Here is a 13,808-nt window from a genome sequence, read left to right on the forward strand (position 1 = left end):
CGGGCCCGGACCGAACCTCGTCCAGCGCAGCCTTCCGGCAGGTCACGGCCGCGGGCCTGGTCCGAACCCCGTCCAGCGCAGCTCCTCCGGCAGGTGACCCATGTCGTTGTACAGCACCAAAGCCGGCATGCCCGCGCGGTACTGGATCACCGTCAACGCCGTGTTGCCGCAGCTCATCCCGAGCCACCGCGCGGGTGGTGCCCCGAGCGCGTCCCGCACCAGCCAGGCCACCGGGTAGGCGTGCGTCACCAGGACCTCGTACGTCTCCGTCTCGGCCGGGCGGGCGAACCGCGCGGTCAACGCCTCCGCCACCCGAGCACCGGCAGCGGCCTCCTCGGCGTCGTACCCGTCGAAGAACCCGGCCCACTCGGGCGGCACCTCGGCCGGCACGTGCGGCACGTGGTCGACCAGCTCAGGAGCCTCGCCCACGCCGCGCCCGGCAGGTGCTCGGCCAGGATCCGCGCCGTGCGCGCCGCCCTGACCAGCGGTGAGTGCCACACGGCGGTGACCGGGCACCGGGCCAGCCGCTGCCCGAGCAGGTGCGCCTGCCGTTCACCGACCTCGGTCAGCTCGCCGAACGGGTCCGCCGCGCCGTGCCGCACCACGTACAGGTGCCGAGTCGCCATCCCGCCCCACTTCGAATGTTGACAACATCCGAATGGTAGCAACAGGCGACAGGGTCACATCGCCTCCGCGCCCGCCTTGATCGCCTCCCGGATCCGGAAGTACGTCCCGCACCGGCAGATGTTCCTGATCCCGTCGAGATCCGCCTCCGTGATCGTCCGGCCCTCCGCCTCGGCCCGGCGCACCAACGCCACCGCGGCCATGATCTGACCGGGCTGGCAGTACCCGCACTGGGCCACGTCGTGCTCCAGCCACGCCCGCTGCATCGGGTGCAGCTCCTCGCCGCCGAGGCCCTCGATCGTGGTCACCTCGTCGTCCGGCTTCAGCGCGCCGACCGGGATGGAACACGGGCTGACCGCCCGGCCGTTGAGGTGGCTGGTGCACGCCTTGCACACGTTGATGCCGCACCCGTACTTCGGGCCGGTGATGCCGAGCAGGTCGCGCAGCACCCACAGCAGGCGCACGTCGTCGGCGACCTCGATCGTCACCACCCGGCCGTTCACCCGGAAAGTGTGCTCTGACAAGGGAATTCTCCTACAGGCCGTCGGTGGGGGACTGGGGGATGGGCGGCACGGTCGGCTTCGGCGTGAACGACAGCGTGCCGTGGTTGATCGGGAACGTGGTCGGCATCGTCCCCGTGGCCCGGCCGTAGGCGCAGGCGACCGCGGCCATCGACGCGGCGACGCCCAGCTCGCCGGCGCCACCGGGCCGGTCGCCGGACTGGAGCACGACCACCTCCAGCTCTGGTGGCGTGTTCCACTGGCGGGTGTAGAAGTAGTTGTCCCAGCTGGCTTCCAGGAAGTGGCCGTCGCGCAGGTGCAGGCTGGACGTCAGCGCCAGCGCGATGCCGTCCATCAGACAGCCCTGCATCTGGGCTTCCAGGCCGCGCGGGTTCACCGCCAGTCCGACGTCCACGGCGACCACGGCCCTCGTCACCCGCGGGCCGGTCACGCCGTCGCGGATCGGGCGGTTCACCGTCTGCGGGCGGCAGTCGATCTCCACCAGCACCGCGCTCACGGCGTGGTACTCGCCGTGGAACGCGATGCCCTGCGCGGTGCCGGGAGCCATCGGCCTGCCCCAGTTCCCCGCGGTGGCAACCGCTTCGAGCACCGCCCGCGCGCGGGAGTCGCGCAGGAAGCCGAGGCGGAACCGCAGCGGGTCCTGCCGCAGCTGCGCCGCCAGCCGGTCGACGATCAGCTCACGCGCGCAGGTGACGTCCGGCGAGTACACGTTGCGCATGCTGCCGGTGTTGAAGCTCTTGTCGGTCTCGGCGAGCAACTGCGTGGCCGCACCGAACTCGTACGGCATCGACTGCGACAGGTGGAAGAACGTCTGCGAGAACCCGATGTCCCCGACCGGCAGCCGGGTGGCCATCGCGGTGAACAGCTCCCCGAGGCCGTGGCCGAGGTCCGTGCACACGCTGGTGTGCCGCTGGGCGTAGCTCAGCACGGTGTTGCCCGCGTACGACACCCGCACCCGCGAGGTGGCCATCGGGTGCGTGCGGCCCTGCCGGGTGTCGTCCGCGCGGTGCCACATGAGCTTCACCGGCTTGCCGATCTTGCGGGAGACCTCGACGGCCTCAAGCGCGGCGTCGAAGAAGAGCTTGCGCCCGAACGAACCGCCGCCCTCGGTCACGTGCACGGTCACGGCGCGCACCGGTAGCCCGAGCTTCGCCGCGATCAGCTCCTGCGCGACGATCGGCGCCTTCAGCGACGACCAGACCTCCGCCCGGTCAGGACGCACGTCCGCGACGGCGCAGTTGGGTTCCAGCGCGCTGTTGCCGCGGAAGTGGAACGTGAACCTGGCTTCGATCGAAGGTGCAGGCGAAGGAGCGATCGGCAGCTCGGCCGCCCGCAGCGCCGCCAGCACCGACTCGTCGGACTTCCCCTCCGCCGTACCGGGTTTCCACGACACCCGCAACGCGCGCACGGCGTCGATGCACTGGCCGAACGTCGATGCGCGCACCGCCACCCCGGTCGAAATGGTGACGACATCTGTCACCCCCGGCAGCGCGCGGACCTCGGCGAGGTTGGGCACCGAGCCGACCTTGCCGTTGATCGTCGGCGGCCGGCACACCATCGTCGGCAACGCGCCGGGCACGGCGAGGTCCATCGTGAACTTCTTGCGCCCGGTCACCGCCGCGACGCCGTCGACCCGGTTCCGCGGCCTGCCGATCACGGTGAAGCTCGACCGCGGTTTCAACGTCACCGCGACCTGCCGGACGTCCGCACTGGCCGCCCGCGCGGCGAGCTCACCGATGCCGACGCTGCGGCCGGCACCGGTGACAACTCCGTTCCGCAGCACCAGGTCCTGCGTTCCGAGCACCGCCGCCGCGGCCTCCAGCAGCCGGAGCCTCGCGGTCGCGGCGGCGACCCTGATCGGCGTGTAGGTCGCGAAGGTCGTGTTGGACGCGCCGGTGAGCTGGTTGAACAGCAGCTCTGGCCGGGCGTCGGCCAGCGTGACGCGCACCCGGTCGACCGGCACGTCCAGCTCCTCGGCGATCAGCATCGCCGTGGACGTGGTGATGCCCTGCCCGACCTCGGCCCGCGGCAACGCGAACGACACCGTGCCGTCCGCGCCGACCTCCACCCTGATCAGGCCGGAGGTCGGCAGCGCCGCCGCGGTCATCACGGCGTTCAGGTCGAGCAGCCGGGTGAGGTCGGGCGAGGGGATCTCCCCGTCCGGCCCGAACCCCGCCGCGGTCACCAGCGTCGGCGCCGCCAGCACGAACCCGAGGAAGTGCCGTCGGTTCACGAGGGCCGGTTCGAGTCGGGGATCTCGATCGAGATGCGGCGGCCCTCGGAGAAGAACAGCAGCACGAACCGCCGGATGACCTCCTCCAGCGCCCAGGCGGCGTCCGGGATGAGCGGCAACGGCATCAGGTGCTCGCGGAACGCCACCAGCTTCGGCCACGCCGTGCGGACCAGCGTCTCCCAGAACGGTTCGCGCGACAGGCCGATCCAGTTGCCGATCTGGTCGCCGACGGTGTACCGGGAGAACCCGGCGATCATCGGCCGCGTCAGGCCGCCGTCGACCTCCGCCACGATGTCGAGCAGGTCGTTCGCCAGCGCCACGCCTTCGCGGGTGGGCCCGAGCGCCGGGTCGAGCAGCTGCTTCGACTGCGCGTTGGCCGCCGCCCACGTCGCCGGGATGTACTCGTCGCGCACGCCCAGCATGTGCGCGGTCACCTGCCACACGTGCAGGTACGCCGCCGAGTCCGTCGAGTTGACCCGGACGCCCCACTCCAGCATCTTGCGCATGACGAACGTCGGCAGGCTGTGCCAGGTGACCATCATGTCGGCCAGGCTGATCGGGATCTTCTGCCCGCCGTTCGTGCCGGACCACCCCGGCGACTTCGGCAGCAGGTGCCGCACCGCCGCGTGCACCATCCGCGTCTTCACCGCGGTCACGATCATCGACCCCTGGGGCTGGTAGGCGTCCAGGTCGCCGACGTCGTACCCGAGCTTCGCGGTCTTGGCCACGCGGTCCTTCATGTCCGCGCCGCCCTGCGAGTAGTAGACCGCGCGGGCCTCCTTCGGGATCGCCGTGCTCATCAGCCCGCTGCCGAGTCCATACAGCACACCGACGTAGATCCCCTTGGTGCGGTTGAACTGCGCGGCCGCGTCGAGCTTGCGCTGGTCCGCCCACGCCGGCAGCTGCCGCGCGCGCTGCATGAAGTCGCGCACGTCGGCCGGTAACGAGTCCGGTAACGGCTGGTCGTTGCGGGTCCACGTGCGCAGCGCCTGGTTCACCCTCGGCACGTCACCGCGGTCGATGACCGACGCGAGCAGCTGGTCGGCCTCGTCGTCCCACACCCAGTTCGGGTCGGTGCCGGTGCCGGAGCCCGCGAGCGAACCGCTGGGCGACCACGTCCACAGAGATCTCGCGTTGGCGGGGGAAGCCAGGCACAGCGCACCCAGCGTCCCGCCCGCGACCAACATCTTGCGCCTGCTGATTTCGTTCATGACAGGAACTCCTCGTCGAGTCCGCGCGGGTCAGGAAGGCCGGTTGGTGTCGGGGATCTCGATGTGCACCTCACGCCCCTTGGTGAGGTAGAACATGATGTAGCGGCGCGCCGCCTCGTCGATCGTCCAGGCGAGCTGCGGCACCAGCGGCAACGGGATGAGCTTCTCCCGGAACCCCACCAGCTTCGGCCAGACGGCCGCGATCGTCGGGTCCCAGAACGGTTCGCGCTCGATGCCGTCCCAGTCCGCGATCTGGTCGCCCACGAGGTAGCGCGCCAGCGCGTTGACCAACGGCCGGCTGATGCTCGCCGGACTGGTCTGCTCGGCGAGCTGCCCGAGCAGGATGTCGGTCAGTTCCACGCCCTCGCGGGTGGGGCCGAGCACCGGGTCGAGCAGCTGCTTCGACTGCGCGTTCGCCGCGTCCCACGTCGCCGGGATGTACTCGTCGCGGATGCCGAGCAGGTGCGCGGTCACCTGCCACACGTGCAGGTACGCCGTGGACTCGGCGGAGGTGATCGGGACCCGCCACTCCAGCATCTTGCGCATCGCGTAGGTCGGCAGCGTGTGCCAGGTGACCAGCATGTCCGCCAGGCTGATCGGGATGCGCTGACCATCGCTGCCCGACTGCCACCCCGGTGACTTCGGCAGCAGGTGCCGCACGGCCGCGTGCACCATCCTGGTCTTGACCGCCTCGACGATGATCGCGCCGCTCGGCTGGTAGGCGTCCAGGTCGCCGACGGCGAAACCGAGCCGGCTGGTCTTCGCGACGCGGTCCTCCATGTCGGCGCCGCCCTTGGAGTGGTAGACGGCGCGGGCCTCCCGCGGGATCGCCGTGCTCAACATGCCGCCGCCGACACCGTTGAGCAGGTTGAGGTAGAAGCCCCTGCTGACGTTGAACCTGGCCGCGACGCCGAGCTTGCGCTGGTCGGCCCACGCCGGCAGCTGCCGGGCCCGCTGCATGAAGTCGCGCACGTCGGCCGGCAAGCCGTCGGGCAACGGCTGGTCGTTGCGGGTCCAGGCGCGCATCGCCTGGTTGACCCGCGGGACGTCACCGCGGTCGATCACCGACGCGAGCAGCTGGTCGGCCTCGTCGTCCCACACCCAGTTCGGGTCGGCGCCGGCACCGGTTCCCGCCACCGAGCCGGCGGGTGCCCAGGTCCACTCCCTCGCCAGCGCGGGGGAGGCCATGCCCAGCGCCCCCAGTGCTCCGAGCGTGCCGCCGGCGATCAACATGTTGCGCCTGCTGAGTCCGTCCATCGCAGGGAAGTCCTCCTCGACTTCGATGTCGGGTTGATACAATGAAACAAGTCAAGTATCTCTGTATCATGGGAGCACAGGCGCGGTCATGATCGCCAGAGTTCGTCAGGGGGAACGACGTTGGAACCTGTACCGTCGACCGCCATGAGTTCCCCGGACCCGCGTTCGGTGCTGGAGCTGGCGTTCAGCGAGGCGGTCGAGGGCGCGGACGCCGACGACGAGGTCACCACGCGCCTGCTCGACGCCGCCCGCGAGCAGTTCCGCCGCAGGGGTGTCAAGCGGTCCACGATGGCCGACGTCGCCAAGCTCGCCGGCCTGTCGCGGATCACCGTCTACCGCCGGTTCGCCACCAAGGACGCACTCGTCGAACACGTGGTGCGGCGCGAGTTCCGGCGCTACTTCAACCAGTTCATCGTCGACGTCCAAGGTGCGCGGACCGTGGCGGACCGCGTTGTCGTCGGGTTCGTGAGCTCATTGCGCGCCATCCGCGACAACCCGCTCATCGGCGGCCTGATGGACGTGGAACCCGACGCCGTCGTGCCGTCCATGATCAGCGACGAGGGCCGGACGCTGGCCGCCGTGCGGGAGTTCGTCGCGAGCAGGCTGCGCTGGGAGCAGCACGCGGGCACCGTCGCGGAGTCCGTCGACGTCGACGTGGTCGCCGAGATGATGGTCCGGATCTCCGCCTCCTTCCTGGTGATCCCCAGCCACGTCATCGACCTCGACGACGATGAGCAGCTGCGCGCGGTGGCCCGGCGGTTCCTGGTGCCGATGCTCGAGCCACCGCGCGAGCCGCGCCAGTAGCGAGGGCTGGTGGGACGCCTCCCGCGCTTCACTCGTAGCGCTCGCCCTTCGCCGCCTTCTCCCGCACCGAGTCTGGTGGGCTGAACCGCTCGCCGTAAGCGGCAGCCAGCTCCTCCGCCCGCGCCACGAACCCTGGCAGGCCGCCGGGATAGCCGTTGACGTACTGCAGCACCCCGCCCGTCCACGCCGGGAACCCGATGCCGAGGATCGAGCCGACGTTGGCGTCGGGCACCGACCGCAGCACGCCCTCGTCCAGGCAGCGGATCGAGTCGAGCGCCTCGGCGAACAGCATCCGCTCCTTCATGTCCTCGAACGGGATCACCCGGCCCGCCACGGTGAAGTGCTCGCACAGCCCCGGCCAGAGCCCGACCCGCTTGCCGTCGGCGTACTCGTAGAAACCCGCCCCGCTCGACCTGCCGCCGCGGCCGAACTCGTCGATCATCCGGTCGACGACGGCCTCGGCGCCGTGTGCGTGCCACTGCCCGCCCTCGGCGAGTACGGCGGCCTTGGTCTCCTCGCGGATCTTGCGCGGCAGCGTCAACGTCAGCTCGTCCAGCAACCGCAACGGCGGCGCGGACAACCCGCCTGCGCACCGGCCTGTTCGATGGAGGCGGGGTGCAGGCCTTCGCCGAGCATCGCCACCGCCTCGTCGATGAACCGGCCGATCACCCGGCTGGTGAAGAACCCGCGGCTGTCGTTGACGACGATCGGTGTCTTGCCGATCTGCCGGGCGATGTCGACGGCCTTCGCGATGGTCTGTTCGCTGGTCTGCTCGCCGACGACGATCTCCAGCAACGGCATCTTGTCCACCGGCGAGAAGAAGTGCAGGCCGATGAAGTCCTCGGGACGGCCGACCCCCTCGGCCAGCTTCGTGATCGGCAACGTCGACGTGTTCGACCCGAGCACCGCGTCCGCCGCGACGACGCCCTCGATCTCGGCGAACACCTTCTGCTTCACGTCCGGGTCCTCGAACACCGCCTCGATCACCAGGTCGCAACCGGCGAGATCGGCGGCGTCGGCGGTGGGCGTGATCCGGGCGAACGCCTCAGGTGTCTTCGCGGAGTACTGCCTGCCCTTCTCCGCGGCCTCCAGCGAGACGTCCTTGAGCACGACCTCCAGCCCGGCTTTGGCGCAGGAGTAGGCGATCCCGGCGCCCATCATGCCCGCGCCGAGCACCCCGACCTTGCGCGCGGCGTGCCGCGGGTGGCCCAGCGGACGGTTGCCGCCGGAGTTGACGTGCTGCATGTCGTAGAAGAACGCCTGCATCATGTTCTTCGCGACCTGGCCGGTCATCAGCTCGACCAGGTAGGTCGTCTCGATCTTCTCCCCGGCCTCGAAGCTCAGCTGCGCGCCTTCGACGGCGGCGGCCAGGATGTTGCGCGGCGCGGGCATGGTCGCGCCCTTGAGCTGCTTGCGCAGGTTCGCGGGGAACGCGGGCAGGGTCGCCGCGACCTTCGGGTTCGACGGAGCACCACCAGGAATCCGGTAGCCCGCGACGTCCCACGGCTGCCGCGCGTCCGGGTTGGCGAGCACCCACTCCCTGGCCTTGGCGAGCATCTCCTCGGGTGTGGCGGCGAGCTCGTCGACGAGACCTTTCGCCAGCGCCTGGGCCGGGCGGTAGCGGGTGCCGGTCAGCAGCACGTCCATCAGCGCGGTCTGCAGGCCGAGCAGCCGCACGGTGCGCGTGACGCCGCCGCAGCCCGGCAGCAGCCCCAGCGTGACCTCCGGCAGACCGAACCTGCTGTCCGCGGCGTCCAGTGCGACGCGGTGGTGGCAGGCGAGCGCGATCTCGTAGCCGCCGCCCAGCGCGGTGCCGTTCAACGCCGCGGCGACCGGCCTGCCGAAGGTCTCCAGCCGGCGCAGCTGGGCCTTGAGCACCCGGCACACCTCGCTGATCTCGGCGGCGTTCTCCGGCTGCGCCCTGCTCATGAACCCGACGTCACCGCCGGCGAAGAAGCTCGCCTTGGCCGAGGTGAGCACCACCCCGGTGATCGTCTCGCGTTCGGCCTCCAGCCTGGTGACGGCGGCCTCCATGCCGTCCACGTAGGACTGGTTCATCGTGTTGACGGGCTGGTCCGGGTCGTCCATGGTCAGCACGACGACGCCGTCGGAGCCCTGCTCCCAACCGATCACGTGGTTCCTCCTGGAGTCAGAGACGTTCGACGACGGTCGCGATGCCGATGCCGCCACCGGCGCACAGGCTGACGACGGCGCGGCGGGCGTCCCGGCGTTCCAGCTCGTCGACGACGGTGCCGACGAGCATCGCCCCGGTGGCGCCGAGCGGGTGGCCCATGGCGATCGCGCCGCCGTTGACGTTGACCTTCTCCCACGGCAGGCCGAGGTCCCTGACGTACTTGAGGACCACCGCCGCGAAGGCCTCGTTGATCTCGAACAGGTCGATGTCGTCCACGGTCAGGCCGGCCAGGCCGAGTGCCTTGCGGGTGGCGGGCGCCGGGCCGGTGAGCATGATCGTCGGATCGGCTCCGCTGACCGCGGCGGACACGATCCTGGCGCGCGGTGTGAGCCCGTGCTCGGCGCCCGCCTGCTCCGAGCCGACGAGCACCAGCGCGGCGCCGTCCACGACACCGGAGGAGTTGCCGGGGGTGTGGACGTGCTCGATTCGCTCGACCCAGTGGTACTTCTGCAGCGCGACCGCGTCGAAGCCGCCCATCTCGCCGATACCCGCGAACGACGGCTGCAGCTCGGCCAGCGTCTCCTCGGACGTGGCGGGGCGCAGGTGCTCGTCCTGGGCGAGCACGATGACGCCGTTGCGGTCCTTGACCGGGATGACGGACTTCGTGAAGTAGCCGCCGGTCCACGCCTGCGCGGCCAGCAGCTGTGACCGGACCGCGTACGCGTCGACGTCGTGGCGGGTGAAGCCCTCGGTCGTCGCGATGAGGTCCGCGCTGATGCCCTGCGGCACGAAGTACGTGTCGTAGGCCGTCTCGGGATCCGCGGCCATCGCGCCACCGTCACTGCCCATCGGCACGCGGGACATCGACTCGACACCGCCCGCGAGCACCAGGTGGTCCCAGCCGGACCTGACCTTCTGCGCCGCGGTGTTCACCGCCTCCAGGCCCGAGGCGCAGAACCGGTTGAGCTGCACGCCGGCGGTGGTGTCCGGGAGCCCCGCTTTCAGAGCGGCGGCCTTGGCGAGGTTCATGCCCTGGTCACCGACCGGCGTGACGACCCCGAGGAGGACGTCGTCCAGCCGCGCGGGGTCGAGGTCCGGCTGGCGGCGCCGCAGCTCGTCGATCAGGCCCGTCACCAGGGACACCGGTTTGACGTGGTGCAACGCGCCGCCGCGGCCCTTGCCGCGCGGGGTGCGGATGGCGTCGTAGATGAATGCTTCGGTCACTGGTCCTCACGCTTCCTCTTCGCCCGCGGCAAGTCCGGCGGGGACAGGTGGTGGGGTTGTTGACTGACTGTCAATAAGCTCGAACGTAGCAGCGATTCGTTCGATTGCAACAGGTTGTGGTTCTGAATCGACACTGATGAGCCAGGTGGAGCAGCACTATTGACAGATGGTCAACAGTGGCGCCACGGTGGAGCACGCTCAGCCGAGACCAGTTGGTTCGCGATGGAGGGGACCCGCCGTGGCCGAAGAGCAGCTGCGCCAGGCTGTCGAAGGTCTGACGATCACGAAGTTGTTGCGCCGCAACGCCCAGGAGTTCGGTGACCTCCCCGCGCTCACCGCGGGCATCGGACCGGACGCGCCCACGCTGACGTGGTCGCGGCTGCGGGCCGAGGTCGCCGTGCTCACCCGAGGTCTCGCCGCGGTCGGGCTGGGCCGCGGCAACCGGATGCTGATCGCGATGTCGAAGCGGCCGGAGCACTGGATCGCCGACCTGGCCGCGGTCCACCTCGGCGCCCTGCCGTGCAGCACCTACGACACCTTGAGCACCGAGCAGATCCGGTATGTGGCACGGCACAGCGCGGCGACCGTCCTCGTGCTGGAGGGCGAGGAGCAGCTGCGCCGCTGGCAGCCGGTGCTCGACGACCTGCCCCAGCTGCGGTCCGTCGTCGTGCTCGACCCGGCCGTCGCTCCGGCCGGGGACATCAGGTTCGTCAGCTACGCGGACCTGCGCGGCGACGAGGACCCGGCGTTCGAGACGCTCACCGACGACATCACCCCGCACCAGCCGCTGGCCGTCGTCTACACCTCCGGCACCACCGGCGAGCCCAAGGGCGTGGTGCTGTCCCACCAGAACGTGATCTACGAGTCGCTGATGCAGGACCACCTCGTGCCGTTGCAGGAACACCCGCGATCGGTGGCGTACCTGCCGATGGCGCACATCGCCGAACGCGTTCTCGGCATCTGCATGCCCATCTGCAACGCGGGCCATGTGACGATCTGTGCGGATCCGACGCAGCTGCTGCCGGCGTTGCTCGCCGTGCGGCCGCAGGGCTTCTTCGGCGTTCCGAGGGTGTGGGAGAAGCTCGCCGCCGGGTTGCGGGCCAAGCTCGCGACGCTGGCCGGTGAGCAGGCCCAGGCCGTGGCGCTCGCCAGGGAGGCCGCGCTGGAGGTGTTCCACCTGAGGTCGGCGGGCAAGGAGATCCCCGCCGGGCTCGCGGCGCGGATGGGCCAGCTCGACGCCCAGGTGCTGCGGCCGATCCGGGCGGCGGTCGGGTTCGACGACTGCTGGCGCGCGTTCAGCGGAGCGGCCCCGATCCCGACGGCGGTGCTGGAGTTCCTGGCCGGTGTGGGACTTCCGGTGTACGAGGTGTGGGGCTTGAGTGAGACCACGGGTGCGGCCACGGTCAGCACGCCGGAGGTGTTCGCGCTGGGTGCGGTCGGGCGTCCGGGACCGGGCATCGAGGTGAAGGCGGCCGACGACGGCGAGCTGTTCGTGCGCGGGCCGGTGGTGTGCCACGGCTACCTCCGCGCGGACGGAGGGGTGGACGCCGCGACCGATGCCGAGGGCTGGTTCGCGACCGGTGACGTGGGTGTGGTCGACGACCGCGGCATCGTCACGATCACCGACCGCAAGAAGGAGCTCATCATCACCGACGGCGGCAAGAACGTCGCCCCCACCAAGATCGAGTCACTGCTGCGCGCACACCCGCTGGTCGCCTACGCCGTCGCGATCGGCGACCGCCGCCCGTACCTCACCGCCCTGCTGGTGCTCGACGAGGAGGTCACGCCGATGTGGGCGCGCGCCAACGGGATCGACACCACCGACCTGACCGAGCTGGCGGAGCACCCGGCCGTGCTCGCGGCCCTCGACCAGGCGGTTGCCGAGGCCAACGAGGTGCTGTCGCGGGCGGAGCAGGTCAAGTCCTACCGCGTGCTGGGTGTGCCGTGGACCGCGGAGTCTGGTGAGCTGACCCCGAAGCTGAGCTTGCGGCGCAAGACGGTCGACGCGGTGCACGCCGCGACGATCGAGTCGATGTACACGAGGGGAACCACGGGATGAGCGGTCAACGCCAGGCACAGCGGCGCAGGATGGAACCGGACGCGCGGCGTGCGGAGATCCTGGGCGCCGCCCGCCGGCTCTTCGGCGCCAACGGGTACAGCTCGGTGTCCACGACGGACATCGCGACCGAGGCCGGCGTGACCCGCGCGTTGATCCACCACTACTTCGACACCAAGCGCGCCCTCTACCTGGAGGTCGTGCGCCAGATGATGGTCGTGCCGGCGTCGGTCTCCGAACGGCTGCCGCCGACCGACCCCGCGGAACGGGTCTCGATCTGCGTCGACCGGTGGCTGGAGGTCGTCGAGCGCAACCGGGAGATGTGGCTCTTCGCGATCAGCCTGGAGAACCACGGCAACGACCCCGAGATCGACCAGATCATGCTGGAGGCCGACGAGATCGCGACCGACCGCGTGCTCGAGGCGGTGATGATGACCGACGTCGCCGAGGGGCAGCAGAAGCTGCGGGCGATGATCCGCGCCCACAGCGGCATGTTGAAGGCCGCCTCCCGCGAGTGGCTCGTGCGCGGCACCCTCAGCCGCGCCGACCTGCACGTGATGCTCACCCGCACCGTTCTGCACCTGGTCGACACCGTCTTCCCCGCCGTGCGGGACTGAGGAGCTGCGCCATGCCGAGAAAACTGACCGACGAACGCCGCGACCTCGTCACCGCGATCGCCGACTTCTGCCGCCGCGAGCAGCGGGTCAAGGGCGAACCGCACGACCAGGTCGTCTACGAGAAGATGGCCGCGCTGGGGTGGCTGGGCATCGCCGTCCCCGAAGCCTATGGCGGCGCCGGCCTGGGCATGACCGACCTGTGCCTGTTCCTGGAGGAGACCGCCTACGGCCTCGCGCCGATCAGCGGGTTCGGCACCACGATCATCGCCGCGGCCGCCTACGAGAAGTTCGGCACCGAGGAGCAGAAGCGCGTCGTGCTCGAAGGCGTGGTCAAGGGCCGCGTCGAGGCGATCTCCATGTCCGAGCCGGGCGCGGGCTCCGACGTGAGCGCGCTGACCTGCCGCGCCGACCGGGTCGACGGCGGCTGGCGGATCAACGGCCAGAAGACCTGGTGCTCCAACGCCCACTTCGCCGACCACGTCCTGCTCATCGCCCGTTCGTCGCAGGAGGAGTCGCGGCACCGGAGCCTGACGCAGTTCATGGTGCCCACCAACGCCGACGGCCTGCAGATCAAGGGCATCGACACGATGGGCGGCCGGGAGGTCAACGACCTGTACTTCACCGACTGCTTCCTGCCGGACTCCGCGGTCGTCGGCACGGTGGGCAACGCGTGGACGCAGCTGATGGCCGGGCTCAACCTGGAGCGGATGATCCTCGCCGCGCTGATGCTCGGCGTGGCCAGGCGTGCGTTCGACGACACCCTCACCTATGTGCGCCAACGGGAGCAGTTCGGCCGCCCGATCGGGTCGTTCCAGGCGTTGAAGCACCGGATCGCGGACATGGCGACCGAGCTCGAGTGCGCCAGGCTGCTGCTCGACGACGTCGCCGCGACCATCGACGCCGCGCCGGACCAGGTGTTCCCGCGGGAGGCCTCGATGGTCAAGCTGAAGTGCACCGAGCTCGCCAAACACGTTGCCCTGGAAGGCATGCAGATGATGGGCGGCTACGGGTACGCGACCGAGTACGGCATGGAGGCCCTGCTGCGCTCGGCCGTCGTGTCCACAGTGTACGGCGGCACGAGCGAGATCCAGCGGGACATCATCGGCAAGACGTACGGGCTGTAGGGA

General features: G+C 70.4%; 10 protein-coding genes and 2 pseudogenes. 4 read left to right on the forward strand and 8 right to left on the reverse strand.

Features of this window, described 5'->3' with window-relative positions; genetic code table 11:
- Positions 1-42: 42 nt before the first annotated feature.
- The 6 genes and pseudogenes from BBK82_RS34110 to BBK82_RS34130 all read right to left on the reverse strand — a co-directional run bounded on the left by BBK82_RS34110 (position 43) and on the right by BBK82_RS34130 (position 5,846).
- A complete protein-coding gene (locus BBK82_RS34110) occupies positions 43-429 on the reverse strand; it encodes a histidine phosphatase family protein (RefSeq protein WP_237047717.1) in 387 nt (128 codons plus the stop codon).
- Positions 430-500: 71 nt separating this feature from the next.
- Positions 501-626: pseudogene (locus tag BBK82_RS54810) on the reverse strand (histidine phosphatase family protein); the annotation flags it as partial.
- A gap of 54 nt (positions 627-680) precedes the next feature.
- Positions 681-1,148 (reverse strand): (2Fe-2S)-binding protein, encoded by a 468-nt coding sequence (locus BBK82_RS34115; protein ID WP_065918658.1) that lies wholly within the window; start codon positions 1,146-1,148, stop codon positions 681-683.
- 10 nt (positions 1,149-1,158) lie between these two features.
- Positions 1,159-3,378, reverse strand: coding sequence for a molybdopterin cofactor-binding domain-containing protein (locus BBK82_RS34120; protein ID WP_065918659.1), 2,220 nt, complete (start codon positions 3,376-3,378; stop codon positions 1,159-1,161).
- Entirely contained in the window at positions 3,375-4,589 is a 1,215-nt protein-coding gene (locus tag BBK82_RS34125; RefSeq protein WP_065918660.1) for an oxygenase MpaB family protein, read from the reverse strand. The genes BBK82_RS34120 and BBK82_RS34125 overlap by 4 nt, the downstream gene beginning before the upstream one ends.
- A 30-nt stretch (positions 4,590-4,619) precedes the next feature.
- Positions 4,620-5,846 carry an oxygenase MpaB family protein gene (locus tag BBK82_RS34130; RefSeq protein ID WP_065921558.1) on the reverse strand — a complete coding sequence of 409 codons (1,227 nt, stop codon included), beginning with the start codon at positions 5,844-5,846 and terminating at the stop codon, positions 4,620-4,622.
- 144 nt (positions 5,847-5,990) lie between these two features.
- On the opposite strand from BBK82_RS34130, the gene BBK82_RS34135 reads away from it, so the two are divergent.
- Entirely contained in the window at positions 5,991-6,650 is a 660-nt protein-coding gene (locus tag BBK82_RS34135) for a TetR/AcrR family transcriptional regulator (RefSeq protein WP_065918661.1), read from the forward strand.
- Between the two features lie 28 nt (positions 6,651-6,678).
- Here BBK82_RS34135 and BBK82_RS34140 read toward each other — a convergent pair.
- A pseudogene (locus BBK82_RS34140) lies at positions 6,679-8,738 on the reverse strand (3-hydroxyacyl-CoA dehydrogenase NAD-binding domain-containing protein).
- A gap of 61 nt (positions 8,739-8,799) precedes the next feature.
- Positions 8,800-10,008, reverse strand: coding sequence for an acetyl-CoA C-acetyltransferase (locus tag BBK82_RS34145; RefSeq protein ID WP_065918662.1), 1,209 nt, complete (start codon positions 10,006-10,008; stop codon positions 8,800-8,802).
- Between the two features lie 238 nt (positions 10,009-10,246).
- On the opposite strand from BBK82_RS34145, the gene BBK82_RS34150 reads away from it, so the two are divergent.
- The 3 genes from BBK82_RS34150 to BBK82_RS34160 are packed head-to-tail and all read left to right on the forward strand — an operon-like array spanning position 10,247 to position 13,805.
- Positions 10,247-12,067 carry an AMP-dependent synthetase/ligase gene (locus tag BBK82_RS34150; RefSeq protein ID WP_065918663.1) on the forward strand — a complete coding sequence of 607 codons (1,821 nt, stop codon included), beginning with the start codon at positions 10,247-10,249 and terminating at the stop codon, positions 12,065-12,067.
- Positions 12,064-12,681 carry a TetR/AcrR family transcriptional regulator gene (locus BBK82_RS34155; RefSeq protein ID WP_065918664.1) on the forward strand — a complete coding sequence of 206 codons (618 nt, stop codon included), beginning with the start codon at positions 12,064-12,066 and terminating at the stop codon, positions 12,679-12,681. Before BBK82_RS34150 ends, BBK82_RS34155 begins: the two co-directional genes overlap by 4 nt.
- An 11-nt stretch (positions 12,682-12,692) precedes the next feature.
- The gene (locus BBK82_RS34160; RefSeq protein WP_065918665.1) at positions 12,693-13,805 is read left to right on the forward strand and encodes an acyl-CoA dehydrogenase family protein; all 1,113 of its coding nucleotides are present in this window, start codon (positions 12,693-12,695) and stop codon (positions 13,803-13,805) included.
- Positions 13,806-13,808: the final 3 nt, after the last annotated feature.

It is taken from the genome of Lentzea guizhouensis (assembly GCF_001701025.1).
Classification (GTDB): domain Bacteria; phylum Actinomycetota; class Actinomycetes; order Mycobacteriales; family Pseudonocardiaceae; genus Lentzea; species Lentzea guizhouensis.